The organism is Micromonospora sp. NPDC003776 (assembly GCF_053605645.1).
Genome location: NZ_JBSGJR010000816.1, coordinates 1 through 2,260, shown reverse-complemented (window position 1 = coordinate 2,260; position 2,260 = coordinate 1). Strand labels below are relative to the sequence as shown.

General features: G+C 72.5%; 1 protein-coding gene. It reads left to right on the top strand.

Translation table 11 applies throughout. The features are described 5' to 3' along the window. The first annotated feature begins 250 nt into the window (after positions 1–250). Positions 251–1,729 (top strand): glutamate--cysteine ligase, encoded by a 1,479-nt coding sequence (locus ACWEVO_RS35270; protein ID WP_452311741.1) that lies wholly within the window; start codon positions 251–253, stop codon positions 1,727–1,729. The last annotated feature ends 531 nt before the right edge of the window (positions 1,730–2,260 follow it).

The following is a 2,260-nucleotide window of genomic DNA, read 5'->3' as shown; positions in this document are numbered from 1 at the left end:
TCACCCCGTACGCCGCACGGGCCGGTGCCGTCAGTCGACGGCACGGGCCCGTTTCGGCGTACCCGGGGTGGGGTGCGAATCGTCACGTCTTGTTCGCCGGTCGCCTGCGGTGCGGCGCACCCGGACTGGGTAGGAGTGCAGACCTGCGCCCGGCCCCTCTGGTTCCGGTGGGGCGGGCGCACTTAACGTGAAGGCTTCACATGCGCTCGGGAACGGCACGGTTCCGTTGCGCTTCGCGCCGGGAGGACAGATGGGCAGAGACGTCGAGCAGGGCGCCTTCTCCCGGGAGGACCGGGTCCGCTACCGGCAGAAGGTCCGGCGGTGCCTGGACGTATTCGCCCTGATGCTGGACGACTTCGGCTTCGACGCCGACCGTCCGATGACCGGGCTGGAGATCGAGCTGAACCTGGTCGACTCGGCGGCCGAGCCGGCCATGCGCAACGACCAGATCCTCGCGGACATCGCCGACCCGCTCTTCCAGACCGAACTGGGACAGTTCAACCTGGAGCTGAACGCCTCGCCCCGGCTCATCGAGGGCACCGGCTTCGCCGACTACGAGCGGGACCTGCGCGGCAGCCTGGCCCGCGCCGACGAGCGGGCCGCCAAGTCGGACGCCAAGATCGTGATGGTCGGCATCCTGCCCACCCTCACCGAGCGCCACCTGGTCGCCGACAACCTCTCCACCGACGAGCGCTACCGGGTGCTGAACGACCAGATCGTCGGGGCGCGGGGCGAGGACATCGAACTGGACATCCGGGGAGTCGAGCGACTCCAGACACACACCGACTCGATCGCCCCCGAGTCGGCCTGCACCAGCCTCCAGTTCCACCTCCAGGTCGCGCCGGACAGCTTCGCCGACTACTGGAACGCGTCCCAGGCGATCGCGGGCGTGCAGGTGGCCATCGGGGCGAACTCGCCCTTCCTCTACGGGCGGCAGCTCTGGGCGGAGACCCGGATCGCCCTCTTCGAGCAGGCCACCGACACCCGGCCCGACGAGCTGAAGGCCCAGGGGGTACGCCCCCGGGTGTGGTTCGGGGAACGCTGGATCACCTCGATCTTCGACCTGTTCGAGGAGAACGTCCGCTACTTCCCGCCCCTGCTGCCGATCGTCGAGGACGAGGACCCGGTCGAGGTGCTGCACGCCGGCGGCGTCCCGGAGCTTGCCGAGCTGCGGCTGCACAACGGCACCGTCTACCGCTGGAACCGGCCGGTCTACGACATCATGAACGGCCGCCCCCACCTGCGGGTGGAGAACCGGGTGCTGCCGGCCGGCCCCACCGTGGTGGACATGCTGGCGAACGCCGCCTTCTACTTCGGACTCGCCCGCGGTCTCGCCGAGGCGGACCGGCCCATCTGGAGCCAGCTCACCTTCAGCTCCGCCGAGGAGAACTTCCACGCCGCCGCCCGGCGCGGCATCAACGCGGTCCTGCACTGGCCGCGGCTCGGCGAGGTGCCGGTGACCAAGCTCGTACTCGACGTCCTGCTGCCGAAGGCCGCAGAGGGCCTCGACCGGTTCGGCGTCGCCCCGGCCGAGCGGGACCGCCTGCTCGGCGTCATCGAGCAGCGCTGCCGTACGGGCCGCAACGGGGCCGTCTGGCAGACCGAGGCGGTCTGGGCGGCCGAGCGGCACCGGGGCATGGACCGGGAGGCCGCGCTGCACCACATGGTCCAGCGCTACGCCGAACTCCAGCGCGGCAACGAGCCCGTGCACACCTGGCCCGTCGACTGAGCGCCCTGAGGCCCCGCCCCGCCGCACCCCGCCCGCCTTCCGTCCACTTGCCCGCCGCCCGCCCGCGTCGTCTGGCGCCCTCGCGTGCCGTCAGCACGATCGCGCTCGATCCACGATGTTGTGGTCCGTTCGCACGACCGAGGCCACTGTTTCCATCGAGCGTGACCTTTCGGCGTGACCGCCCGTGCCCTGACCGACGCCGGGATGGACGAGCCCGCCGGGGCGGTGGTCAGCGGCCGCGGCGGCGTGCCTTCGCCCCCTGGTCGCTCTCGGCAGCGCCGCCGGAGGCACCCGGGGTGGCCGTGCCGTCGTCTCCGGTTGCCTCGCCGGGGACCATCGGGTCCGACGGCGGCCGCTGGGGCGGGATCGCCCGACCGCGTGTCCCGGTGGCCCGCGACCGCTTGGACCTGGTCTCACCCGCGTCCGTGCCCCGCGTCGCCTCCGGCGTCACCGGCCCCTCGGCCGGCGTGCCCGCACCCGCGCCCGGGGCGGCCGACTGCGGGGTCGACCTGGTCGCTCCCGCAGCCGACG